This is a genomic window from Fodinicola acaciae (assembly GCF_010993745.1).
GTDB classification, from domain to species: domain Bacteria; phylum Actinomycetota; class Actinomycetes; order Mycobacteriales; family HKI-0501; genus Fodinicola; species Fodinicola acaciae.
Window position 1 is genome coordinate 991236 of sequence record NZ_WOTN01000002.1, and the last position, 24676, is coordinate 1015911.

20 protein-coding genes are annotated in these 24676 nt (G+C 67.4%); 9 read left to right on the plus strand and 11 right to left on the minus strand.

Features of this window, described 5'->3' with window-relative positions; all coding sequences use genetic code 11:
• On the minus strand, positions 1-759 hold the full coding sequence (uppS, locus tag GNX95_RS20010; RefSeq protein WP_163508925.1) for a polyprenyl diphosphate synthase: 759 nt from the start codon (positions 757-759) through the stop codon (positions 1-3).
• Between the two features lie 143 nt (positions 760-902).
• On the opposite strand from uppS, the gene GNX95_RS20015 reads away from it, so the two are divergent.
• From GNX95_RS20015 to GNX95_RS20030, 4 genes are read left to right on the plus strand one after another with little or no spacing between them, the layout of a single operon-like run.
• Positions 903-1676, plus strand: coding sequence for an SDR family oxidoreductase (locus tag GNX95_RS20015; protein WP_163508926.1), 774 nt, complete (start codon positions 903-905; stop codon positions 1674-1676).
• Between the two features lie 42 nt (positions 1677-1718).
• Complete coding sequence (locus tag GNX95_RS20020) at positions 1719-2183, plus strand: GbsR/MarR family transcriptional regulator (RefSeq protein ID WP_163508927.1); 465 nt, start codon at positions 1719-1721, stop codon at positions 2181-2183.
• On the plus strand, positions 2180-3424 hold the full coding sequence (locus GNX95_RS20025; protein WP_163508928.1) for a glycosyltransferase: 1245 nt from the start codon (positions 2180-2182) through the stop codon (positions 3422-3424). Before GNX95_RS20020 ends, GNX95_RS20025 begins: the two co-directional genes overlap by 4 nt.
• A 49-nt stretch (positions 3425-3473) precedes the next feature.
• Positions 3474-5687 (plus strand): glycosyl hydrolase family 95 catalytic domain-containing protein, encoded by a 2214-nt coding sequence (locus tag GNX95_RS20030; protein WP_163508929.1) that lies wholly within the window; start codon positions 3474-3476, stop codon positions 5685-5687.
• Here GNX95_RS20030 and GNX95_RS20035 read toward each other — a convergent pair.
• Genes GNX95_RS20035 through GNX95_RS20045 form a run of 3 tightly spaced genes read right to left on the minus strand, consistent with a single transcriptional unit; the run spans position 5605 to position 7545 of the window.
• Complete coding sequence (locus GNX95_RS20035) at positions 5605-7044, minus strand: MFS transporter (protein ID WP_163508930.1); 1440 nt, start codon at positions 7042-7044, stop codon at positions 5605-5607. The two genes, GNX95_RS20030 and GNX95_RS20035, sit on opposite strands and share 83 nt — an antisense overlap.
• Complete coding sequence (locus GNX95_RS20040) at positions 7041-7370, minus strand: VOC family protein (protein ID WP_163508931.1); 330 nt, start codon at positions 7368-7370, stop codon at positions 7041-7043. Before GNX95_RS20040 ends, GNX95_RS20035 begins: the two co-directional genes overlap by 4 nt.
• Before the next feature lies 1 nt (position 7371).
• Entirely contained in the window at positions 7372-7545 is a 174-nt protein-coding gene (locus GNX95_RS20045) for a ribbon-helix-helix domain-containing protein (RefSeq protein ID WP_163508932.1), read from the minus strand.
• Between the two features lie 504 nt (positions 7546-8049).
• On the opposite strand from GNX95_RS20045, the gene GNX95_RS20050 reads away from it, so the two are divergent.
• A complete protein-coding gene (locus GNX95_RS20050; RefSeq protein ID WP_163508933.1) occupies positions 8050-8262 on the plus strand; it encodes a hypothetical protein in 213 nt (70 codons plus the stop codon).
• A gap of 584 nt (positions 8263-8846) precedes the next feature.
• Here the strand turns inward: GNX95_RS20050 and GNX95_RS20055 are convergent.
• The 5 genes from GNX95_RS20055 to GNX95_RS20075 all read right to left on the minus strand — a co-directional run bounded on the left by GNX95_RS20055 (position 8847) and on the right by GNX95_RS20075 (position 17634).
• On the minus strand, positions 8847-11876 hold the full coding sequence (locus GNX95_RS20055; protein WP_163508934.1) for a TIM-barrel domain-containing protein: 3030 nt from the start codon (positions 11874-11876) through the stop codon (positions 8847-8849).
• Positions 11877-11945: 69 nt separating this feature from the next.
• A complete protein-coding gene (locus GNX95_RS20060) occupies positions 11946-12596 on the minus strand; it encodes a response regulator (protein ID WP_163508935.1) in 651 nt (216 codons plus the stop codon).
• Positions 12593-13381, minus strand: a complete 789-nt coding sequence (locus GNX95_RS20065) for a sensor histidine kinase (protein WP_163508936.1) — start codon at positions 13379-13381, stop codon at positions 12593-12595. Before GNX95_RS20065 ends, GNX95_RS20060 begins: the two co-directional genes overlap by 4 nt.
• A complete protein-coding gene (locus GNX95_RS20070; protein ID WP_163508937.1) occupies positions 13378-14604 on the minus strand; it encodes a sensor histidine kinase in 1227 nt (408 codons plus the stop codon). Before GNX95_RS20070 ends, GNX95_RS20065 begins: the two co-directional genes overlap by 4 nt.
• Before the next feature lie 99 nt (positions 14605-14703).
• Positions 14704-17634, minus strand: coding sequence for an ATP-binding protein (locus GNX95_RS20075; protein WP_163508938.1), 2931 nt, complete (start codon positions 17632-17634; stop codon positions 14704-14706).
• A 493-nt stretch (positions 17635-18127) separates the two neighbouring features.
• On the opposite strand from GNX95_RS20075, the gene GNX95_RS20080 reads away from it, so the two are divergent.
• Positions 18128-19288 carry a S8 family peptidase gene (locus GNX95_RS20080; protein WP_222853770.1) on the plus strand — a complete coding sequence of 387 codons (1161 nt, stop codon included), beginning with the start codon at positions 18128-18130 and terminating at the stop codon, positions 19286-19288.
• A gap of 58 nt (positions 19289-19346) precedes the next feature.
• Here GNX95_RS20080 and GNX95_RS20085 read toward each other — a convergent pair whose 3' ends face one another.
• Positions 19347-20273, minus strand: coding sequence for a helix-turn-helix domain-containing protein (locus GNX95_RS20085; RefSeq protein WP_163508940.1), 927 nt, complete (start codon positions 20271-20273; stop codon positions 19347-19349).
• Positions 20274-20357: 84 nt separating this feature from the next.
• Between GNX95_RS20085 and GNX95_RS20090 the strand changes: the two genes are divergently transcribed.
• Positions 20358-20915, plus strand: a complete 558-nt coding sequence (locus tag GNX95_RS20090) for an NIPSNAP family protein (protein WP_222853771.1) — start codon at positions 20358-20360, stop codon at positions 20913-20915.
• Between the two features lie 266 nt (positions 20916-21181).
• Positions 21182-21931 (plus strand): ACT domain-containing protein, encoded by a 750-nt coding sequence (locus GNX95_RS20095; RefSeq protein ID WP_163508942.1) that lies wholly within the window; start codon positions 21182-21184, stop codon positions 21929-21931.
• A 72-nt stretch (positions 21932-22003) separates the two neighbouring features.
• On the opposite strand, the gene GNX95_RS20100 is transcribed toward GNX95_RS20095, so the two are convergent.
• Positions 22004-23704: a GMC family oxidoreductase gene (locus tag GNX95_RS20100; RefSeq protein WP_163508943.1), complete on the minus strand. Its 1701-nt coding sequence runs from the start codon at positions 23702-23704 to the stop codon at positions 22004-22006.
• Between the two features lie 130 nt (positions 23705-23834).
• On the opposite strand from GNX95_RS20100, the gene efeU reads away from it, so the two are divergent.
• Positions 23835-24671: an iron uptake transporter permease EfeU gene (gene efeU / locus GNX95_RS20105; protein WP_163508944.1), complete on the plus strand. Its 837-nt coding sequence runs from the start codon at positions 23835-23837 to the stop codon at positions 24669-24671.
• The last annotated feature ends 5 nt before the right edge of the window (positions 24672-24676 follow it).

Sequence of the window (24676 nt, forward strand, 5' to 3'; positions counted from 1 at the left end):
TCAGCGGCCGGCTCGTGCCGCGTACGACCGCAACGCGCGGAGAAAGTCGATCTGCCGGAACGCCGGCCAGTATGCGTCGCAGAAGTAGAGCTCGGAATATGCCGACTGCCACAACAGGAAACCGGACGAGCGCACCTCGCCGCTGGTGCGGATGATCAGCTCCGGGTCCGGCCGGCCGGCGGAGTAGAGATAGCGGCCGATGTCCTCGGCGGTCAGCGTCTCGGCCAGCTCGGCAAGCGACTTTTCGCTGTCCAGCAGCAATGCCCGTACGGCGTCGACGATCTCCAGCTGGCCGTCATAGCCGACCGCGATCGTGACGTGGCCGGCGTCGGCGCGGTCGCGGGTCGCGTCGACGGCGCACTTCAACGCGTGCGCGGTCGAGTCGGGCAGTGCGTCGACCCGGCCGGCGATGTGCACCTGCCAACGGCTTTCCGGACGCGAAAGCAGGTCGGCGACCACGGTTTCGATGAGCTCAAGCAGATATCTCACCTCCGCGTCTGCGCGTGAGGTCAGATTGTCAAGCGAGGCGACGAAAACCGTCACGTGGTCGATGCCCAGACCGGCGCACCAGGCCAGCAGGTCCTCGACGTGCTCGGCGCCGTAGCGGTGACCGACACTCGGGTTGTCGAAGCCGGCCTGCCTGGCCCACCGCCGGTTGCCGTCCATGATCAGGCCGACGTGCCGCGGCAGCGGACCGCCGGAAAGCTGCCGCAGCAACCGTCGCCGATAGATCTCGTACGCCGCATCCGTCAGGCCCATAAACCAAACCCTAGCTATGAGGCCGTCCAAAAGCTGTGGCGGCCGATAGCCGAGCCCAAACGCCGCCTGCCGGCACCGGCAGACGACGTTTGGATCTCGACTCTCGACCACCACAGCTTCCGGACGGCCTCTAAGGTCTGATCATGGAGCTTGGACTTGACGGCAAGGTGGCGCTGGTCGGCGGCGCGTCCAGCGGCATCGGTCTCGGCATCGCGACGGCGCTCGCGGCCGAAGGCGTACGCGTGGCGCTCGGTGCGCGGCGAGCGGACCTGGTGCGCGCCGAGGCGGAGCGGCTCGACGGCGCGATTGGCGTCGACCTGGACGTACGCGACGCGGCCAGCACGAGCGCCGCGGTCACCGAGGTCACCGACCGGCTCGGACCGGTCGACATCCTGGTCCTCAACGGCGGCGGACCGCCCCCGGCGACCGCGCTCGAGGTGACCGAGGAGATGGCGCGCGATGCCGCTGAGCTGCTGCTTTACGGCCATCTGCGGCTGGTGGCCGGTTGCCTGCCGGGCATGCGCGAGCGCGGCTGGGGCCGGATCGTCGCGGTCAGCTCCACCTCGATCGACCAGCCGATCGAGAATCTCGCGACCTCCGGCATGTTCCGCAGCGCGCTCGCCGCGTACCTGAAGATGCTCGCCGACCAGCTGGCGACCAGCGGCGTGACCGTCAACCTCCTGCTGCCCGGCCGCATCTCCACCGCTCGTGTCGACGACATGGACAAACGCGCTGCTCAGGCGCACGACATCACGGTCGAGGAGGTGCAGTTCCGGTCGCAGCGGTCGATCCCCGCTGGCCGCTATGGGACCGTCCAGGAGTTCGCGTCGGCGGCCGCCTTCCTCTGCTCGGCCTCCGCCGCGTACATCACCGGCCAGCGTCTGCGCGTCGACGGAGGCCTCGTACGCGGCGTCTGATTTCAGTTGTGACTGAAACTTGTAGCGACTAATGTAAGTCGGGTGGGCGAACCTGACCTCGAAGAGTTGCGCGCGTGGTCCGAGCAAGTGGCCACGTTCTTCGCCAGCATGGCCGGCTGGCCGCCGATCACCGGCCGGGTGCTCGGCTGGCTGATGGTGTGCGACCCGGCCGAGCAGTCGGCCGCCGACATCGTCGAGGCGACCGGCGCCAGCCGCGCGTCGCTGACCTCGACCATGCGGATGCTGGTCGCGTCCGGCATGGTGCGGCGGCTGACTCGCGCCGGCGGCCGTACGACGTATTTCCGCATCGACGACAACGCGTGGTCGCAGGTCCTGCGTCAGCGTTTCCAGTTGGTCGCGGCTTTCGCGAAAATCACCGGCGACGGCGTCCAGCTGCTCGGCGAGGGCTCGCCGCGATCCGCGCGCGTACGCGCCGCCCACGACATTTTCCGTTGGTTTGACCAGGAAATCGAACCGCTGTGGCGGCGTTATGAGGCAGGTAGATGAAAATCGTCATCGTGGCGGTTGGATCGCGTGGCGACATCGCACCTTTCACCGGACTGGCCATGCGGCTGCGATCGGCCGGCCATGACGTGGCGATCGCGACGCAGCGGATCTTCGCCGACACCGTACGCGCGACCGGATGCGAGTTTCGCGTTATTCCTGGCAACATCCAGGAACTGCTGGCCGCCAACGCGGAGTGGGCCGAGGCCGGCGGGGGACTGCGCGGCATAAAGGTGAATCTCCAGCTGAGCCGGCAGTTGATGGACGACGTGGCCGCCGGCATCGTGCCGGCCTGCGAAGGCGCCGATGTCTTGTTGCTGCAGCGGGCGGCGCAGGTGCACGGCTATCTGGTGGGTCGGGCGATGAGCATCCCGACGATCGGGCTGGAGCTGTTTCCGGGAGCGCCGACCGAGGAGTTCGCGCCGGCCGCGTACGGTGCGCGTTCGCTCGGAAAATGGGGAAACCGATCGCTGATTCGGCTGCTCGCGCGTATTCCCAACAATCTCGACGGACCGCTCAAGGATTTCTGCCGTACGCTGGGACTTCCGGCTCGCGGCGTCGGCGCGGTCCGGATCGAGATGACCGACGATCGGCACTGGCCGCTGCTGCATGGTTTCAGTCCCGAGATCGTGCCGCGACCGGCGGACTGGCGGCCGGGGATAGAGGTGGTCGGCTATTGGTGGCCGGCCGAGTCGTCATGGACGCCGCCGGCCGAGCTGGTTTCCTTTCTGGCCGCCGGTCCGGCGCCGGTCTTCGTCGGTTTCGGCAGCATGGCTGGTGGTCACGGCGGCAGCATCGGCGAAGTCGTTGCCGCGGCGGTGAGATCCGCCGGCGTGCGCGCCGTCGTCCAGGCTGGCTGGGCCGGGCTGGATGTGGCTGGCGACGACATCCTGCGGATCGGCAGTGCGCCGCACGACTGGCTCTTTCCACGGATGGCGGCGGTCGTGCACCACTGCGGTGCCGGCACGACCGGAGCCGGCGTACGGGCCGCGGTGCCGGCCGTCGGTGTGCCGGTGATCGCCGACCAGCCGTTCTGGGCCGCACGGCTCGGCCGGTTGGGGGTCAGTCCCGGTGCCATCCGGCTCAGGGACCTGACCGCCGAGCCGCTGGCCGCGCTGATCCGGCAGGCTGTCGAGGATCCTTCGTACGCGGTCACGGCAAAAGCGCTGGCGGCGCGGGTCACCGCCGAGGATGGCGCCGCGGCGGTCATCGCCGCGGTCGACCGGGTGACCGCCGCGGCCTAGAACGGTCGATCCTATTGCCTATCGGATCTTTCCGATCGAAGATGGCTCAATGGTGTCTCGGCGTACGTTCCTCGGTGCGACCTCCGCGCTGGTCGGTGTGGCAGGCGCTGGCCTGCCGGTGCGCTGGCCAGCCGGCGTACACGCCGACATTGTGGCCGATGCCGCGATGGTCTGGAAGCGGCCGCCGGCCAGCTGGCAGGATGCTCCGTTTCTCGGCAACGGTTTGCTCGGCGTGCAGGTCTATCGAGGTGCCGGCAACAGCCTGACTTTCATGCTCAGCCACACCAAAGTCATCGACCAGCGCCCGCAGTGGGTCGCCGCCGTCGGCCTGTCGCGGCTGCCGATCGGCTCACTTGCTCTCATTTTCCAGGGAAGCATCACGGCGGTCGACTGGACCCTCGACCTGTGGAATGCCGAGCTGACCGGCACGGTGACCACGACGCGGGGAAGCACGTCTTTCGCGGCACTGGTGCAAAACGACCGCGGCATCCTGCTCGTCGAGCTGGTGCCGAGCGATGGCGAACGAGACGCCGCGTGGACGTTCACGCCGTTGCCGGCGGCCACGACCCGCAACCCCAAGCCGCCGGACTATGCCGGCAATCCGCCGGTGAATCTCGGCGACGGCTATGCCGAGCAGCCGCTGTCGGCTGGCGGCGGCTACACGACTGCTTGGCAAGAAAGGCAGATCGGTACGCGCCGCCTGCTGGCCGCGACAGTGAACTACGGGTTTCCGTCCACGACAGGCAAAGCCCAGGCGATCGCCAGCGTACGATCAGCGCTTTCCACGTACGAGCCGCTGATCGTCAAGCACCGGCGTTGGTGGAACGCCTTTTACGTGCGCAGCCTGGTGTCGGTGCCCGACAAGAAGATCCAGCGGTTCTACTGGATCCAGCTCTACAAGACGGCCGCGGCGACCAGAGCCGATGCGCCGGTGGTCACCGAGTGGGGACCCTGGTTTCCGGCCAAAGGCAACAACTGGACCGCCGTCTGGTGGAATCTCAACGTCCAGATCGCATACTGGCACATCCAGGGCTCCAACCATCACGAGCTCGACGCGGTCACGAACACGCTGTACCGCTCGCGCGAGAACCTGGCGCTGTCGGTGCCGGAGGAATATCGCGACGGGCAGTCCTACGCACTCGCGCATCCGTCCGACTGGCTGCTGCGACCCGGCGCGAAGACCGTCGGAATCCCCGGTACGAGCACGAAAACCGACAACACCGGCAACCTGATCTGGGCTGTGCACAACGTCTGGCTGACCTATCGGCACACGATGGACCGGCGGATCCTGGGTGAGATCATCGTGCCGATCCTGAGCAAGGCGGTGAACTTCTACGCGCATTTCCTTTCCCCGCAGGCAGACGGATATCTGCATTTGGCGCTGACGAGGTCGCCGGAGTACGCCGACGCCGAGGACTGCACGTACGACCTGTCGCTGATCCGCTGGGCCTGCCGGACATTGGTGGCCGCTGGCGCTGAGCCGATCCAGCGATGGCGCGACATTCTGGTGAAGCTGGTGCCATATCACCGCGACGCGACCGGCGTGATGATCGGCAAGGACGTACCGCTGTCGAGCTCGCATCGGCATTTCTCGCATTTGTTGTGGCTCTATCCGCTGCAGGAGGCGAGCGATCCAGCGCTCATGCGGCAGAGTTTCGACCACTGGGCCGGCATGCAGAGCCTGTGGCACGGCTACAGCCTGGCCGTCGCATCATCGATGGCGTCGGTGATGAACTCGCCGGAGGAAGCACTGCGATATCTGCGTGCCTTCATCGACGGCACGGTCATCGGCGACACACAGATCACGCCGAACACCATGTATCGCGAGGGCAACAACTTCGCGCTGGAGAGTCCCCTCACCGGCGCGCAGTCGCTGCTGGACATGGTGTCGCAGAGTGCACACGGCGTCGTGAAGGTCTTTCCGTCGATATCGGCGAGCTGGCCGGAGGCCAGCATCCAGAACATCCGCTGCCAAGGTGCGTTTTTGCTGGATGCGTCGAGGAAAGCCGGCGCTACGGAGTGGGTCAGGATCCGCAGTGAGGCCGGCGCAGCGCTCGTCCTGCAGCACGGCATAGCCGGCGACATCGACGTACGCGACGAAAACGGCCGCCGCCTGCCGTGGAAACCGGCTGGCGACGGCCGGATTTCGGTGCCGCTGCGGCAAGGCCGCAGCGCGGTTGTCAGCCGTCGAGGCGAGCGGCCGGATCCGCGACCCCGTGACGTGCCGGCGTCGGAGCCGGCGCCACCGTGGGGCCTGCCGTAGCGACGAAGTCCTTCGTACGGATCAACCCGAAGGCGGCGACGCCGCTGACGACGGCCACGACGCCGCTGGTCAGCAGAAGTTCGTTGAGAGCGGTCGGAAAACCGCTGCCGGTGCGCATCGAGGCCGAGAACATCGTGCCGTACAAGGCAATGCCGACCGCGATGCCGAGCTGTCGGAAGGTCTGGTTGATGCCGGAGGCCATGCCGGAGCGGTGCACCGGCACCACACCGACGGCGGTCGAGCTGAGCGGCGGCGCGACCAGACCGATGCCGACGCCGGAAATGACGAGTCCTGGCACCAGATGTGTCCAGTCGGAGCGCGCGTCCAGGCCGAGCATCGCCAGCAGGCCGATGCCTTCCAGCACCAGGCCCGGGCCGATCAGCCAGCGCACCGGCAGCTGGCTGGACAACCGGCCGGCGACCGTCGCGGCGATGACCGAGCCGGCCGACACGATCAGCAGCCGCAGGCCGGTGCCGAACGCGCTGATGCCGAGGCCGCTCTGCAGGTAGAGGACGATGTAGAGAAACATCGCGTTCAACGCGCCGTTCATGGCGAAGGCGGCGACCGAGCCGCCGAGAAATGTGGGCGTACGCAACAAAGACAGGTCGAACATCGGCTCGCGTACGCGCGACTGGATCACCACGAAGGCGGTCAGGAAGACCGCGGCCAGGCCGAAACAGACGATTACGCCGGCCTCGGTCCAGCCGGTGTCGGTGGCGCGGATCAGGCCGTACACGAGGCTGAAAAGGCCTGCGGTGAAGGAAACCACACCAGGCCAGTCGATCCGCGCGGCGTGCGGCGAACGTGACTCGTCGACCATGAACGCCGCGATGGCGATGGTGAGGGCACCGATCGGCAGGTTGACGAGGAAAATGCCACGCCAGCCGATGCCGGTCGCGATCGCGCCGCCGACGAGCGGACCGAGCGCGGTGGCCATGCCGGCCACCGCACCCCACACACCGAAGGCCATGCCGCGTTCTTTACCCTGGAACGTGCTTGCCAGCAATGCCAACGAAGTCGGAAACACGATCGCCCCGCCGACACCCTGCACCGCACGCGCCGCGATCAGCATCAACGGACTGCCGGCGACGCCGCAAATCAACGACGCCAGTGTGAAAATCGCCAGCCCGACAAGGAAAACTCTGCGCCGGCCACACCGGTCGGCGAACGAGCCGGCGGTCAGCAGCAACGCGGCCAGTGTCAGCGCGTACGCGTCGGTGACCCACTGCAGGTCGCTCAGCTTTGCCGTCAGGCCGTGCTGGATGTCCGGCAGTGCGACATTGACGATCGTGACGTCGAGCAGCAACATGAAAGACGCCGCGCAGACGACCGTCAACGTCCACGATTTGCGGCTCATTTGGCTTCGATGCTCCACAGCCGGCCGTCCGGGTCGCGTACGGTCATCCGCTTGGCGCCGTAATGCGTGTCCTCGAACGGCGTCACCACGTCCACGTCCGGCTGGAACGAGCCGGGATCGGTGACCTTCAGCACGAGCTGCATCTGCGGTTGCTGACTTTCCGGCACCTCGACCAACACCAGGTAGGGCGCGGTGCCGTTCTGCAGCACGCCGGAGCCGTCGTCGGACGAGAACCGCACCTCATAGCCGAGCTTCTGGAAGAACTTCGCCGACTTTCCCCAGTTGTGCGTCTCCAGGAAAACGCCTTCGATGCCTTCGGTGGTCATGTCATTTCTCCTTGTTCGAGGTGGTGGCGAGATAGCCGCGAAGAGCGTCGGTGACCAGCGCGGAGAGTGACATCTCCGCCTCGATGGCGTGGTGCTTGAGCTGCTTGATCAGCTCCACCGGCAGATACACCTTGAACTGCTTCACGTCCTCGGTCACAAGGTCCAATGCTAGCATCCTATGTCAGTACCGTAAACGGGGCGGCGGGTTTCCGGTCGCGTTGGGACTGATCGAGGCCGGCGCTACGACGGTCGCTCGGCGCCCGTGGGACTCGGCCCGAGGTTGCGGGGAGGTCGTCGAATTTGTCCAGTGCAGGTGTCAAAAGCGGAAAGTCGTGGTGGAGCGCGCCGGCCAGAATCCGGTCCAGCGGAACGCGCCAGCCATTCACGCTGGTACTGGGCAGTCAAGCATTACCTGATCACGACCGCCTATGGCATGTCAGGATCGCCGTGTTGTGCGCATGACGATAGGCCGGCCGTGGATGCGCCGCTGGCGTACCAGTATTGAGGTCGCCAGGTGTGCAACGGGACTGGCTGGTGGCGGTGGCTACCGAGAACCGACGCGAGGGGTCGCTTTTCGGGTGCGGACAGGCGCAGGCAAGATGCTGGGTCGGCTCAGCATTTCATGCTGTAGCGGGCGTGCCGTATCGGCGTGCGGGTCGGGTCGATGAACGCTGGTGGGATGAAGTACGGGATCCCTCCGCGCATTTTGATTTTCCATTTGCGAATGGTGCACGATTTGGTGATGTGCGAAGCACAGCAGCACGAGGTTGTGGAGCTTGGTTTCTCCGCCGAAACGCACAAAGCGTACGTGGTGGCCTTCGCACCAGTGCGCCTGGCGATCGCACCCCGGGAAGGCGCATCCGACATCGCGCAGGATCAGTGCGCGCCGTAGCGCGGGGCTGATGGTTCGTGTGCTGGTGCCGATGTCCAGCGGCATGCTGCGTCCGCCGATCACCGCCGGGTCGACCAGGCTGATCGCATCACCCATAGTCGAGACGCATGTTCCCATGATATCACCTGCAAACGGTGATTCCAAACCAGGTTTCGGCTCTCTGCGTAAGAAAGTCGGAGCGGTTTTGGTTTTGGCCCACTTTCCGAGATGGATTCCGGCCCTACAGCCATTCCCTGGAGGAGATCGAAGTTCGCCAGAATCGACCCGCTCTCTAGGCGCCACCGGTTGGCCACCTGCACCGCTGTTGGAGCCCTCGTCCTCGCGCCGCAGCGTACGCGCCGGCGGTCTCTGCAGATCAGTTCGGTCCCAGGGTGTTTGCGCATCCAGTCGGCGAATGTATCCGCTTCCCGGTCAGGAAGCAGATCGACCGGCATCCCCAGTGTGTCGGTGAGCCGGGCTCTGGCGCAGTAACGGTGTCGACGCAGGTCCGCGCCGGACAATCGTTGTTGTCACAGAAGACCAGGCACCCCCGGCTCAGGCTGCCTCCAACGTCACTTGCGGGCGGCGGGAGTGGGATTTGGCGGTTAGTGGTACGAGACGGTGGTGTGCGTGCCGAGGTTGACGGTGAGCGTACGTGCGTCGGCGTTCCACTGCCAGGCGGTGGTTGGCCGGCCGTCGACGAGCACCAGTCGTGGAGCGGTCGCGCCGAGAAAGCGTACGGTCCAGGTCCGCTGCCGCGCTGGCGCGATTGTCAGCCGGTGTGCGGCATCCGCGTACGAGACGGCGGTCGTCGCGCCACCGTCCTCGGCGAGCGCGTACCTCCCGTTCGCGCCGACGGCCACGTCGAGGGTTGCCGCGGTCAGCGGGTTCTGTACGTCATTGGCCACATTGGTGCTGCGCAACGAAAGAATGCCGCCAGCGCGTACGAGCACCGGCATCGTCGACCAGTCCGTCTTGACGTCCACTGTGGACGGTCCGGTGTAGGTCCTGCCGGTGAAATAGTCGGTCCAGCTGCCTGGCGGGACCCACACCGAGGTCGTCGCGGTCGTCCCCGGATCGGTCGCCGGCGCCACCAACACGTCCGGGCCGTAGAAATACTCGCCGCCGGCCGCCGCGTAAGCGTCGGGATCGTTGGGATACTGCAGATACGTCGGTCGTACGATCGGCACGCCGGTGCGGTTTGCCAGTCGTGCCAACGAATAGGTGTACGGCACCAGCCGCTCGCGCAGGTTCATCGACTTCTCCACCGAAACCCGCGCCGCGTCGCCATATTCCCACGGCAGCCGGTTGCTGTGGTTGCCGTGAAATCTGAAGATCGGCTGGAAGACCGCCAGCTGCGACCAGCGCACGTAGAGGTCGTCCGGCAGGTTTGCCTGGTTGGCGTTGAAACCGCCGATGTCGTGGCTGGTCGCCGACAGGCCGGTGGACGCCGCCTCGCCAGGTGTGTAGCCGACCTCGAACCGCAGCGTGTCCCAGCTCGACGTGGTGTCGCCGGTGAAGTGTACGGTCGTCCGCTTGTCAGCCCATGGTCCGGTCGGCAGGCCCTGCTGGCCACTGTAGCCACCGGCCTGCAACGAGCCGAAGGCACGCGAGAAGGCGAAACCGTTGCGGTTGGCGTATTGGTAGTTGATCCAGGCGTCCGGTGTCACGCCGGCGGCGGAATACCGCGACGGCTCGCAACACCAGTCCAGCCACCAGAAGTCGACGCCCTGCCGCTCCATCCCCTTGTGCAGGTCGAAATACGCCTTGAGCTGGTCGGGATCGGACCAGTCGAAGACATAGCAGTCACCCTGGTGTGAGGTGTCGGTGTAGCAACCGGAGGCGGCCTTGGTGAGTTTTCCTTTCGCCGTGGCCATCGCCTGGGCAAACTGCGGATCGGTGCTCAGTACGCTCGGATGGATGTTGATCGTGTTGTGCAGTCCCATCGACGCCGACCAGTCGAAGAATCCGGTCGGATCGGGAAACTTCGTGGTGTCGATCTGCCAGCCGTCCCAGGTGTCCGGCGACTTGATGTCGGTGTCGGTGACGAGTACGTCCAGCGGCACGCCTTCCGAGCGAAACTTCGCCAGCATCGCTCGATAGTCGCTTTCGTGGTAGTCGTAATATTTCGAATACCACACGCCGTAGGCCCAGCGCGGCAACAGGATCGACGGTCCGGTCAGCGTGGCGAGGTCGCTCAGACCATGCTGGAAATCCGTGCCGTAGCCGAAAAGATAGCCGTCCTGGTATGGCGTGCCGCCGTGACCGGGTCGTGGACTGACCGCCGCGCCGTCGAAGATGGCCGACGCGGTGTCGTCGAGGAGATACCAACCGTCCTGGTAGAGCAGGCCGGGCGTGGTACGCGCCGAGCCGTTCACCCCGTCGAGGCCACGCCGATATCCGCCGAGTGGCGCGTGCGGCAGCAGCTGTGCGGCGCCGGCTGTGGTGACCGCCACGGTGTCGAGGTTGAGGTGGCACGAGTCGGCGTCAGGACAGCCGATCGTGACGGTGTTGTCGCCTTTTCGCAACGAAACCGGCACGGACACGATCCGCCACGAGTCCCAGCTGCTGGTCGGCGCCAATGTGACGCGCGACTGGTCGACGGAAACAGAGCGCGGCGTCCCGACATTCGCATAGCGCAGCTGCAGATCGTACGCGCCATCCGCCGGCAGGCCGGTGATCCGCACGGCATCCGAGGCGCCGGCAACCGTCAGGCCAGCCGCGAAACCGTCACCGGAAAATCCGTTGTGGTCGGTCTGCGCCGACGCGCCACCGGAAAGATTTCCGTTCTCCGCCTCGCAGATCGCGCCGTACGTGCACGACTTGACCAGTTGCCCAGGAGGATATCCGGCATCTGGCGCGGTCACCGCCAGGCTGTCGAGGTTGACATGGCCGGAGTCCGCGGCGGTTTTGCTGACCGAGATCGAATGTTTGCCCGCCGTCAACGACAGGTCGGCGCTGGTGAAACCCCAGGTGTCCCAGCTGCCGGTGACCGGAAGCGTGAGCGTGTGCGCGGTGCCGTCGACCGTCAGTGTGAGCGTACGCGTGACGCTCTGGCCATCGCCGCCGACCGCATTGGCATAGCGGGCGCGGAAAACGTACGGGCCGGCGGTCGCGACCTTGAGCTGGTAGGTCAGCGAGCCGCCGTTCTGCTCGAAGCCGGCGACAAACCCGCTGCCGGTGTAGCCACTGTGGTCGGCAGCGACCGAGACTCCGTCGAGGCTGGCGTTTTCCGCCTCGCAGAGCGCGCCAGCCGCGCATTCGGCGGCGGCGGGAAAGGTCGGCCGCGCGGTCACGCCGTTGGCCAGCCGCACGGCGACGTTGTCGGCGGTGAACGGACCGGAATCGAGCTTGTATCGCAACGAAAGCGCGCTCGTACGGATCGTCAGCCAGCCGTCTTTGCGCTCCGTGCTGAAAGCGGGAGGCCGAAAGCTGGCCCGACCGATCGCGTTGAAGGTCGCCGCGTCGACGAACTTCGCGTCACCGGCGTATTCCATCCGTACGAGCGTCGGCGACAACACCTCGAAACGCGCGTCGCCAGCGACGACAGACGCACGATCTGGCGGTCGTGCCACGACCGGTGTCGGATAAAGGAGAGCCAAAGCGGTGACGGCGGCGGCGATTCGAGTACGCATGCAGACTCCTCGCGCAGACGGCAAAAGGACTCTACAGCGGCAATATCGCCAATTCGTGGCCGAAACAGGTCAGCGGGTGACCAGGCCGGCGTCGTAGGCGAGCAGGCCGGCCTGCGTGCGGTTGGCGCAGTCCAGCTTCACCAGCATCCGCGACACATAGCCTTTGACGGTCGCCTCGGACAGGAAGAGCCGCTCGGCGATCTGCGCGTTGGACAGCCCTTCGCCGAGGCAGGTGAGCACGTCGATCTCGCGTTCGGTGAGGCCGCGCACCAGTTTCCGGGCCCGGTCGCGCACGTCCTGCTCACCGGCGGACGCGGCGACGAGCCGGCGCGCGGCCGCCGGAGACAGCACGGTGTGACCGTCGGCGGCGACGCGTACGAGACCGATCAGGTCCTCGGGCGGCGTCGATTTCACCAGGAAACCGGCCGCGCCGGCGCGCAAAGCCCGTACGACATACTGGTCGGCGTCGAAGGTCGTCAACGCGACCACCGCTGGCGGATCCGGCAGCTGTTTGATCCGTTCGATGGCGGTCAGGCCGTCGACGCCGGGCATCCGCAGGTCCATCAGCACGACGCGCGGCCGCTCCCGTACGACCGACTCCACCGCCGCGGCGCCGTCGTGCGCCACGTCGACCACCTCGATGTCATCGGCCGAGCCGAGAATTGTCCGCAGGTGCGCACAAACCATCGGCTCATCGTCGACCACCACCACGCGGATCATGCCAATTCCTTCACGTCGATACGCAAAACGCCGATCATGTCTCGCAACTCCTCAAGTGCCTCACAGCCGACGGTACGCAGCCGCTCGGCCGCTTCGCGCACCTCCGGGTCCACAGTGGACATCCGGATCGCGCCAGCCTGCAACACCATCAGGCTGATCCGGTGCGTGACCACGTCGTGCAGGTCGGAGGCGAGCCGCATCCGCTCCTGCGCGCGGGCCAGCTCGGCCGCCTGCTCCTGGTCGCGCTCGGCCTGCTCGGCGCGCTCGCGCAGCTCCTGGACGAGCCGGCCGCGCGCGGCAAGGTACGCACCGACCAGCGCTGGGGCGCTGATCAGCGTGAGACCACCATAGACAGAGCCAAAATGTGGATCCCACGGCCGTGCCGCGACGACCGTGACCACGGCGAGCAGTCCCCAGATGATCCACACTCGGCGCGTACGTTTGCCGTAATGCACCATGCTGTTGACCGTCACGCTGGTGGAAATCTGCATCCACACGTTCACCGACAGGAAAACCGACAGCTGGCCGGTCTCGGCCGGCGGTGACAGCAGCACGGCCAACAGCGATCCGAGGGTGCCGACGACTCCGGAGAGAATCGGGATTTCCTTGCGCCACAGGAAAATCGGCGAGATCATCGCCTCGATGGCGAGCGCGATCCAGGGTCCTGGCGTGTCGAAATGGCCGACCCACGGCAGTGCGCCGACAACGCCGGTCGCGACAACGAGGACGAGCAGGACGATCACCGAACCGATGTCCCAGCGGTCGGCCGGCGGCGGCCACCTCATGCGTGTGCCGCCGTCGGTACGTACGCCGGCAACGTCACCTCGACGGCGAACCCGCCTTCGCCGTCGGGGCCGGCGTGGAAGGCGCCATGCACCAGCTCGACGCGGTGGCGCAGGCCGGTCAGTCCGGAACCAGAGCCGCTGCGGCTGAGCGCCCTGTCGGGCGACGCGGCGCTGTTGCGTACGGTCAGACGCACCTGATCGGCGCCGTAGTGCACACGAATACGCACGTCAGCGTCCGGAGCGTGCTTGTGGACGTTGGTCAGGGCCTCCTGGACGACGCGATACGCCGTACGCGCGACCGCCGGTGAGGTCATGAGCGGGTTGCCGGCCTCGGTCAGCGTCACGCGTACGCCTGCGGCTTCGGAGTCTGCCACGAGCGCCGACAGATCAGGCAGCGAAGCCGGCGTCTCCGGTCGTTCCGGCTCCTCCATGCGGGCGGTCTGCAGCACGCCAAGGAGCTCGTGCAGCTCAGAGAGCGCCTGGCGACCGGCTTCGCTGAGGTCGGTCGCGGCGGTCCTGGTCGCCTCGTCGGCGGCGACACTCAACGCGCCGGCCTGCAACACCATGAGGTTGACGCGATCGCTGACGACGTCATGCATCTCCGAGGCGAGACGTCGGCGTTCCTCCGCGCGCGCTTGCTCGGCGAGCCGGTGTTGCTCGCGTACGGCCCGCTCGGCGCGGTCTTTCAGCGCCTGGATCAGCCGGCGGCGCGCCGACACGTAAAGGCCGAGCAGCGCGGGGATCGCGGTGAAGACGAGGCCACCGGCGATCGCGTTGACCCCCGGCTGCCATGGACGTACGGCGATGATCGTCATGATCGCGATCGATCCCCACGCATATGCGCGCTTGCGGCCGCTGGTGTACGCGATCGCGGCGTAGCAGACGAACGGCGCCTCGAGCGTGGCCCATGCGCCGTTGAGCGTGTCGCCGGAGACGATGAGCGTGCCGGTGGTGACCAGGAAGTATGCCGGTGTGAACAGGAAGGCGATCAGCTGGAGGCCGCACAGCAGCACCGGCACGCGCCGGCGCAGGAGCAGCGTCGCCGACTCGACCACGTGCGTGACCAGCAGAAACCACGGAATTTCCAGGACCAGACGCTGCTGGTCGGCATGCCACGAGACGATGCCGATCAGCACCGGCACGCCGAGCACCGCAACGCCGGCGGCCAGCAGGATGTCGGTGACCGCATCCCGGCGCGAGTCCCAGAACGGCCGCCTGAACATGTGCTTCACGCTAGCCGCGGCGCGTACGCCAACGACAGCGCTGTGCGACGACACGATACGAAAGTCGCACCGGTTACCTACGTACGCAACTGCGACCTCTCAACTCTCGCGCAGGTCGGCGCGGGACCGGGCGCCGGACTTGTGCAGCACCCGCGCCACGTGATGCTCGACCGTACGCGGAGACAGGAACAGCACCTCGGCGATCTCGCGGTTGGAGTGGCCGCGCGCGAGCAGCCGCGCCACGTCCTTCTCGCGCGGCGACAGCTCGTCGCCGTAACCGCGCCGGCCGCGCCGGGACCGTACGACGTTTCCGTGGCCGCGCAACGCATGCTGGCACCGTGCCGCGTCGCGTGTCGCACCGAGAGCGGTGAACGTCTCGGCCAACGGCCCGAGCTCGTGCGCCGCGTCCGCGCCGCGTACGACCACCGCTCGCTCCGCCGCCAGCGCGGCGTCATAGGGCGCGGGCAGCGCCGCGTAGGCGTCGGCCGCGGCGGTCAACCGCGCGACCGCCGCTCGGCTTTCTCCTGAGTACGAATGCAAAATCCCGAGCCCGTGCAGCAGGCCGGCGTGCGCGAGCGGCGCGCTGCGGCCGACGATGCCGCTGCCGTACGAGTCGACCAGCACGCGTGCCGCCGGCACGTCCCCGGACCGGCAGAAGGCCTCGACCGCGACCGGCAGCAGCTCGGCGGCCCAGACCCACACGCCTTTGCGGCGAGCCAACGAAATCGCGCCGCGTACGGCCAGAACGGCCTCCGCCACCTCGTCGCGGGACAGGTGCAGCCGCGCTCGCGCCGCCGCCGCGCTGATGACCATCGGCGCGCACGACTCCGCCGCACTGCGCAGGCCCGGCCGGTCGAGCCGGGTCAGCGCGCTGTCCCACTCGCCGGCCGCGATCGCCAGCGACGCCAACACCAACGACAGCTCGTCGGCGACGATCTGTACGTCGATGTAGCGCTCAAGCAGGTCCTCGGACCGCTGGCTCAACCCCTGCCACTGACCAGTCCACCAGTCCAGGTGCGCGCCGGTCGCGTCGCTGACACTGCACACGTACGGCACCCCGCCGCCGGCGTCGGCCAGCTCGCGGCTGATCCGTAGAAACCGCCGCGCCGGACGGAAATAGCCGACCCAGCCGCATGCGTCGGCAACGTTCGCATGAGCGCGCGTCAACGCTCGCCGTTCCTCCGCGTCAGCGGCCCGCTCCGGCAAGTCCGCTGCCAGGTTGAGGCCATCGGGGTCGCCGAGCTGGATCAACGTGTGCATGTGGTTGGCCGAAGCGCTGAACCGTACGGCCAGATCTGCCGTTTCCTGGATGCCCCGCGCGACCTTCGGCAGCCACCGCTCGGCCTCGCGCGCCGGAGTCTCGCCAAACTGGGCCACCGCGAGCACCGACATGCCCAGCAGCGCGGACGCCGGGTTGGAGTCGGCCATCTGTGCGACCGCCTGCTCCAGGTCGGCGCGGCCGGCGTCCAGGCTGCCGGATCGCCGCAGGGCCAGCAGGCCACGGTGAAACCGCAGCTCACCGCGGGTCGGACCGGTCAGTCGCGGGTCCTCCAGCAGCTGGCCGAGAGTGGCGATCATGCCGCCGCTGCCGACCATCCCCAGCGCGTACGCGCCAAGGGACCGCGCGACCCGGTTGACCTGGTCACCGGAGATCGTCGGCTCGTCGATCAGCTCCAGCAGCAGCTCACACGCCAGCGCCGAGTCGCCGTTGTCGTGTGCGGCCGCGGCCGCGCGCTCGGCGGTCGCGAGCCACTCGCCGATCTGCTCGGCGGCGCGCAGGTGCTTGGCGATCTGTACGAGCGGCAGCTCCGGCTCGCCGCGCAGCACCGACGCCGCGCGCGCGTGCAGGCCGCGGCGGTATGGCCCGTCGAGCGCGTCGTACACCGCCTGCCGCGCCAGCGCGTGCCGGAATCCGTATCGGTTGGGCGAGGCCTCGACCAACACGCCCGCGCGCAACGCGGCGACGATGCCTTCGTCCGTGTCCATTTCCGACAGGTCGGCCACCGCGCCGACCAGCGCTGCCGACGCCGGCACCGCGAGCACGGCGGCGGCCTGCGCGACGAGTACGGCCTCCGGCGACAGCCGGTCGAGCCGGTCGGCCATGCCTTGGCGCAGCAGCGTCGGCACCTCGACGCTGTCCAGCAGCGACTCGGCGGCACTGCCCGTGCTGCGTACGGCTCCGGCCGGATCGCGCAGCGCGTGCAGAGTTTCCTCGACGACGAAAGGAATTCCGGCCGTACGGTGGAACAGCCGGCCGGCGAAGTCGGAGGAGACGTCGGGTTCGCCGACCAGCGCGGCGGTCAGCCGCGAGACGTGTCCCTCGTCCAGCGGCGCCAGCCGGATCACCGCGGACGTCGTGCCGGGTCCCTGCCGGTGCGCGCCGGTCAGCGGCACCGCCGCCGGCTCCTCCGGCCGGTAGGTGGCGAGCACGCAGACGTTGTCGGCCGGCTGCGCCACCAGGAAGTTGAGCACGTCGCGCGTGCCCTCGTCGGCCCAGTGCAGGTCCTCGACGACCAGCAGGGTGGGGCCACATGTGGACAGAAGCTCGCGGATCGCGCGGAACATCCGGTGCCGCTCGGCGCGCGCGTCGCCCAGCGACTCGGGCATCGGTGGCAGCTGGTCGGCGATCTCGTCGAGCAACGGACGCAGCGCGCCGACGACCGGATTGAGCGTACGGCCGGCGCGTTGCAGCCGGTCGAGCTGCTCGGCCGCGTTGCCGAGCGCGTCGACGATCGGGCCGTACGGGAAGGGCTCGCGCAGCGGCTGACACCAGCCGACCGCGGCCCAGTGCCGGCGCAGCTCCGGCTGCTGGAGCAGCTCCTGGACCAGCCGGCTCTTGCCGATGCCGGCCTCGCCTTCCAGCAGTACGACAGCGGGCGGCTGGCTCGCCACGTCGACCAGCGCACGCAGCTCGGCGGACCGGCCGACCAGCACCGGCGACGTGGCACGCACGACGATCGCCGAGCTACCGGTGACCAGACCGGCCGGGCCGGCAGCGTGCGGTGCTGCGATGACCTGCTCCTGGTGCATATAGCGTCCTCGTTCGGTCGGAAACGAGTGGCCGATGCTGGACTTTGCGTGACACCGGCCGTTTCGTACGCGCGGCACATTTGGCGATAAAAGGCGTGTTACTACCCAGTATAACCCCGACTACGTCACGGAAGGTAACGGTTTGCCGAACCGGCTTCCTGGCTGGCGGAGGTATCGCATCAATTCCTACCAATTCGGACGACGATCGCGGGATGAGCTGTCCTGTCCATCAATAGTGCCGGATGATCCCAACCTCCGCAGTCTGGCGAGAGCCGGCATGCATCCACCAATACGCGGCAAAAAGACAGCATTAGTCAAGCATTAGTTAGGTGGGGCCTACGCATTGTTTCGGCGGCGGCCGGCACCGAAGGTGATGGGAACGCGGCCGCGTGATCTTGATTCCCCGCTCCGTACGCCGACCTGCCCGGAAACCGGATTTCCGTGCGCTCGGTCGGTTACGGACAGTGACCTCGCGTGCCCCAAGGAGGCAGCCGTGAAACCGATCGCTCGACGCCTGTTACTCGCTGCCGTGGTGGCCGCGACGGCCGCAGGCACGTCCCTGGCCGCTGTGCCGGCGCACGCCGCCGGCGACCGCACCGCTCCGGCGCCGTACACCGCGCACGGCGCGAAAGGCGTGGCCGGCGCGTACATCGTCAAGGTCGCCAACGGCAGCGACCCGGCCGCGGTGGCCAGCTCGCTCGGCGTCAAGCCGGACCACGTCTACTCGGCGGTGCTGCACGGTTTTTCCGCCCACCTGACCGACAAACAGCTCAACAGTGCGCGAATGAAGCAGGCCGTCGCGGCGGTCAGCCAGGACGCGAAGATCAAGGTCACCGACGTGGCCTCGTGGGGCCTGGACCGGATCGACCAGCCGAAACTGCCGCTGGACAACTCGTACAAGGCCACCTCGACCGGTGAAGGCGTCAACGCGTACGTCATCGACACCGGCATCGACACCGCGCATCCGGACTTCGGCGGCCGCGCCTCGATCGCGTACGACGCGACCGGCGGCGACGGCAAGGACTGCAACGGCCACGGCACGCACGTCGCCGGCACCATCGGCAGCACCACGTACGGCATCGCCAAGAAGGTCAGCCTGCACGCCGTACGCGTGCTCGACTGCAACGGCTCGGGCACGTACGAGAACGTCATCGCCGGCATGGACTGGGTCGCCAAGAACGCCAAGAAGCCGGCCGTCGCCAACATGTCGCTCGGCGGACCGAGTGACTCCAATGTGGACAGTGCGGCCACCGCGCTGGCCAAGTCCGGCGTCTTTTTGGCCGTGGCGGCAGGAAACGACGGCGCCGATGCCAAGGGCCACTCGCCGGCCGAGGCCGACGGCGTGTTCACCACGGCGGCCAGCGACAAGACCGACAAGAACGCGAGCTTCAGCAACTTCGGCTCGCTGGTGGAGGGCTACGCGCCAGGCGTGGACATCAAGTCGACCTGGCTCAACGGCGGCACCAACACCATCTCCGGCACCTCGATGGCCACCCCGCACGTCGTCGGTGTCGCGGCGCTTTACAAGGCCGCCAAGGGAGACGCGTCGACCGCGGACGTGATCAAGTGGCTGCAGGACAACGCGTCGAAGGGTGTCATCTCCAACGCGCCGGCCGGCACCACCAAGGATCTGTTGCAGACCGCGGGTTTGTAGGTCCCTCCTGGGGGATGCCGAGGCGCCGGGCGAGCCTTCCGTCCGGCGCCTCGGTTTTTCATTCGACAGAGCGGAAAGCGCGGCGATAGTCGGTCGGTGTGGTGCCGACGACGGCGGTGAAGTGCTGGCGCAGGTTGGCGGCCGAGCCGAGGCCGCTGCGCTCGCTCACCTGGTCGATGGACAGCGTCGTGGACTCCAGCAGCTCGCGGGCGCGGTTGAGCCGCTGGCTGAGCAGCCACTGCCGCGGTGTCGTGCCGGTCGCCTCGCCGAACCGCCGGACAAACGTCCGCTCGCTCATTTTCGCCTGCCTGGCCCACAAACTGACGGTCACCGGCTGGTCGAGCCGGGCCAGCGCCCAGTCCAGCACCTCGCCGAGCCGTTCGGTCGGTGGCAGCGGCTGGGCCACATACTGTGCCTGTCCGCCGGACCGGTGTGCCGCGACGACCATCGTACGCGCCAGGGAATTCGCCACGTGCGCACCGAAATCCTGGCGTACGACATGGAGGCAGAGGTCGAGCGCGGCGCTGCGGCCGGCGCTGGTCAGCACGTTTCCGTTGTCCACATAGAGAACCGACGGATCCACTCGTACGGCCGGATGGCGGGCCGCGAGCTTCGCGCATTGCTGCCAATGCGTGGTCGCGCGCATTCCGTCCAGCACGCCGGCGGCCGCGAGCACGAACGCGCCACTGCACAGCGACACCATCCGAGCGCCCGCCGCCGCGGCCGCCGCCACGGCCTTGACCAGCGGCGCCGGAATCGGCCGGTCGGCCATGCAGGCATGCGGCAGCGCGGGGATGACAACCGTGTCCGCCTCGGCCAGCGACCGCAGCGGATGTCCCGGCCGTACGGTGAAACCCGACTCGATACGGACGCGGCTGGCTCCGCACAGCCGCAGCTCGTAGAACGGCTCGTAGAACACCTCGCAGGCGATCCCCAGCTCGTACATCGGCATGTCCTCGACCACCGCCACGGCCACCGTCCTCATGCCGCCAGCCTACGGCAGGAAAGTTGCGGACATCGGCAGATCCGCCACTCGATCGCCGGCCTTCCGGTCGCCATGCTGGGACGCATGAGCGAAGTCGTGGAACTCCGGCAGTACACCTTGCGTCCCGGCCAGCGCGACACGCTGACCGAGCTGTTCCTGCGCCATTTCGTCGACAGCCAGGAAGCGGTCGGCATGCGGATCCTCGGCGTCTACCACGACCTGGACCGTGACGACCGCTTCGTCTGGCTGCGGAGTTTTCCCGACATGGCCGTACGAAAGTCCGCACTCAACCGCTTCTACTTCGAGAGCGAGGCGTGGAAGACGTACGGTCCGGCCGCCAACGCCACCATGCTCGACGTGTCGGACGTGTTGTTGCTGAATCCCCTGACCGCACTCGACCTGCCGCGAACGCCGCGACTGGTCGCGACGATCCATCCGCTGGAGACCGCTCCTGACGTAAAAGCCGCTGTGTGGCTGGAAACCGATCCGTCCGAGAACGACTTCCCGCGGCTGCCGGTGCGCACCGACGGGCGGAAAGCGGTGTGGTTCAACGGCTTCGAGACGGACGCGGACGTGGAGGCGTACCTGACCGAGCTCAACCTCAACCGCACCTGGTCGATCCGCCTGAAACCAGTTGGCTAGTAGTACTACTAGGCCGTGTTTGAAACTGTGGCGGTTATCGTTGTGTCGCTGGTGTGTCCGAGCTGTTAAACGACCGCGGGTGGGCCGCCGTGGTGGGCGGCACCGGAAGTTCGCAGACAGAACACCGATTCCGCTCGATGGACGGCGTCCGCCGCGACCGCCGTGTGATCCGGTCCGTTTACCCACTGGTGATATCTGAACACCGTGAGTGGCAACAGCGTCGGCCGACTATCGTGACTATGGAAAACGAGGATTCAAGGAACAGAGTGCCGGGCGCGACCCGGAAGGCGGTCGAACTCGCGGCGATCTTCCTGGCCGCGGGCGCCGTTCATACCCTGGTCAGCGTCGCCGGAGAACAGGCCTACGGGCCGCTCGTCCTCATTGTCATCGGTCTGGCGACAGTCGTCGGCGCCTTCGTCTTCAGATGGCGTCCGCGTCGACACCTACCACCTCCGCGACAGGGAAACCTGTGGCTCGTTCGCGCGACCATCGACGACCGACCGGGCCGGCTGGCCGTGCTCGCCGGTGCGATGGGTGCGCTTGGTTGTGACATTCAGTCGCTGGACGTACAACCAAGCCCGGCCGGCGTGGTGGACGAGATGCTGGTGGCGGCTCCTCCGAACACCGCTGAGAGCGCCATCGAACGAGCCGCTCGCAGCGCGGGTGGCCGCGAGATAAGCATTGCGCCGGCCGACGTCCACGAGTTGACCGATCCGTCGTGTCGATCGCTGGTCCTGGCCAGACAGCTTGTCTCCGGCCAACTGGAGCTCCCCGCGGCCGTTTCCGCGTTGCTGAGCGCGGACGTACGCTGGCAGGCCGAAGCGAATCCGTTGCGTCGACCCGGTTTCACCCATCGCGAACGGCTCCTGCTCAATCATCCACGCAGCGGGATCATGGTCGTACGCCGGCCGCATCGTCCGTTCACCGCGACAGAATACGCACGCGCCCGTTCACTGACCGACGTCGCCGCCGCGCTACACAGCAAGGATTTCGCCGAACCAGACAGGCAGAAGTGAGACGGCTGCCGTAGGTCTGCTCCGAGAGTCGATCCGGCACGCACGATGCGTGACGGAGGGCCGATCGTGTCGTCAGCGGGCCTGCAGGGCGGCTGGAGCGTTGGTGGGGACGGCTGGTGAACGGGGAGCGACGAACGGCACCGGCTGGTACGGCGCGTCCTGTGGCGGACGCTGGTCGGCCTCGCCTTTGTTGGGCCACATGGAAAACGCGCGCTCGGCCTGCGCGGTGATGGTCAGCGACGGGTTCACGCCGAGGTTGGCGGTGATCGCCGAACCGTCCACAATGGACATCGTCGGATAGCCGAAAGCGCGGTGATACGGGTCGATCACGCCGTTGTCCGCGCTCGTGCCGATCGGGCAGCCGCCGATGAAATGCGCGGTGAGCGGGATGTTGAACAGCTCACCCCAGGTGCCGCCGGCCTGTCCGTCCATGTGCTCGGCGGCCAGGCTGGTCGCCTGGTACGCGGCCGGGATGAACGCCGGGTTCGGCTCGCCGTGGCCCTGCCGTGAGGTCATCTTGCGGCCGAGCAGCCCGCGTTTGGTGTAGGTCGTCAGGGAATTGTCGACGCTCTGCATCACCAGCAGGATGACCGTCCGCTCACTCCAGCGGTGCACGGAAAACAGCCGGAGCGTCTTGATCGGATGCCGGCCGAGGAAACTCAGGAACTGTTTCCACCGCGGCACGTCCGAGTCGCCGTCGGTCGCCAGCGTCTGCAACATTCCCATGGCGTTGCTGCCGGGGCCATAGCGTACGGGTTCGATGTGCGTGTGGTCGTCGGGGTGGATCGACGAGGTGATCGCGACGCCGGAGGAGAAATCCTCGGACGGGTCGACGGACGTACGGCTGGCGCCGGTGATCGCCTCGGAGTTCGTCCGCGTCAGCTCACCGAGCCGCGGCGACAGGCCGGCGAGCGCGCCGGAGTCCTTCATCCGGTGCAGAAGTTGCTGCGTGCCCCAGGTGCCGGCGGCCATCACGACGTGGCCGGCGGTGAACGTACGCCGGTCGCGGCGCAGCTTCGAGCCGGTACGCAGCACGTCGATGACCCACGAACCGTCGTCCCGGCAACGAAGATGGGTGACGGTCGTCAACGGCATCACCCGCGCGCCGGCTTTTTCGGCCAGATAAAGGTAGTTCTTCACCAGCGTGTTCTTGGCGCCGACGCGGCAGCCGGTCATGCAGGAGCCGCACTCCGTGCAGCCGGTACGCGCCGGCCCGGCGCCGCCGAAATACGGGTCGGGCACGGTTTCGCCTGGCTTGCCAAAGAAAACGCCGACCGGCGTCGGATGGTAGGACTCCGCCACACCGAGGTCGGCGGCCACCTTGCGCAGCACCTCGTCCGACGGTGTGGTCGTCGGATTCGTGACGACGCCGAGCATCCGGCTCGCCTGCGCGTAATGCGGCGCGAGCTCGCTCTCCCAGTCGGTGATGTGCGACCACTGCGGATCCTGGTAGAACGGCCGCAGCGGTCGATACAGGGTGTTGGCGTAGACCAGCGATCCGCCGCCGACGCCGGCGCCGGCCAGCACCATCACGTTACGCAGCAGGTGGATACGCTGGATGCCATAAAGCCCCAAATCCGGCGCAAACAGATAATTGCGCAGATTCCACGACGTACGCGCGAAATCGTCGTCGGAGAACCGCCGGCCGGCCTCCGCGACCGCGACCCGATAGCCCTTCTCGGTCAGCCGCAGAGCGGCCACGCTTCCGCCGAAGCCCGACCCGACGACGAAGACGTCAAAGTCGTGAGCTTTGTTACTCGCGAGTTGGGACATGGAGGACAGATTAGGGCTACGCCGCGTATCACACCAGGTGTGCGAACGTTTTCCCAGTCAGGGGGCCAGTTGGCCTCCGGCTTAGGTGGCCCTATCCTAAGGCAGGCTTGCCTTGCCTTAGGAGATGGTCATGCTTCCCACGTTCGTGATCGGACTGCGTGAGGGCCTCGAAGCTTCCCTGATCGTCGGCATCATCGCCGCTTTCCTCGTGCAGAGAGGAAAACGCGACGCGCTGCGGTCGGTGTGGATCGGGGTCGTCATCGCCGTGCTGATCTGCCTCGGCATCGGGATCGCGCTGCAGGTGATCACCGCGGAGCTGCCGCAGGCGCAGCAGGAAGGCCTGGAAACCGTCATCGGGCTGGCCGCTGTGGTCATGGTCACGTACATGATTGTCTGGATGCGCCGGCATTCGCGCGATCTCAAAGGCGAGCTGGAAGGCTCGGCCGGCGCCGCGCTGGCCTCCGGCTCGGCGTGGGCCCTGATCGCGATGGCCTTCCTGGCCGTGCTGCGCGAAGGCTTCGAGACCTCGGTCTTCCTGCTCGCCGCGTTCCAGGCCAGCTCCTCGGCCATCCTGCCAGGCATCGGCGCGCTGCTCGGCGTGCTCGTCGCGGTGGCGATCGGCTATGGCATCTATCGCGGTGGCGTACGCCTCAACCTGAGCCGGTTCTTCCGCGCCACCGGTCTGGTGCTGGTGTTCGTCGCGGCCGGCCTGGTGATGAGCGCGCTGCACACCGCGCACGAGGCTGGCTGGCTCAACGTCGGCCAGCAGCAGGTGGTCGACCTCACCTGGCTGGTCGGGCCGGGCACCATCCAGGCCTCGCTGATCACCGGCGTGCTCGGCATCCAGCCGCGGCCGGTGGTGATCGAGGTGATCGGCTGGCTGGTCTACCTGATCCCAGTCGGCATCTACGTCGCGTGGCCAGCCGCCAAGCGCCAGAAGGCCGTCCCAGCAACCACAAACGCATAGGGAGA